We start from the raw sequence: 406 nt of genomic DNA, 5'->3' as shown, positions 1-406 counted from the left end.
CCAGGGGAAGATTTCAGATTTGGTTCGAGGTTGTATTCGGTGCCGCTATATTTCAGGTGGCGTGCACTTTGTTCTTCGCGTTTAGCTAGAAAGTAGGCTTTAGAGGTATAAACTGCGTCGGAGTAGACCTTGTCTGAAATAATGCTCAGCAGTTCAGGGTCACCATCGATAGTGCGCGTTTCCAATAGGTTGGTCGCAATGGTGACATCGCTTTTAGCGGCTTCAATGCATTCATCAATCGTTCTAACGCTATGGCCGATGTCTAGTTTCAGGTCCCATAATAGTGTGATAAAGTCAGACAGTTTGGTGCCCAGCTGATCATCAATTTCATTCCTTACCAGGATAAGTAAGTCAATGTCTGAATGTGGTTGCAGCTCGCCTCGGCCATAACCGCCAACAGCAATAA

General features: G+C 46.1%; 1 protein-coding gene. It reads right to left on the bottom strand.

The genetic code is table 11. From position 1 onward, the window contains the following. A partial coding sequence (locus A3763_RS05635; RefSeq protein ID WP_197482792.1) for a nucleotidyltransferase domain-containing protein occupies nucleotides 1-406 on the bottom strand: 406 nt, incomplete at both ends.

It is taken from the genome of Oleiphilus sp. HI0128 (assembly GCF_001635365.1).
This window is presented reverse-complemented; position numbering and strand designations above follow the sequence as displayed.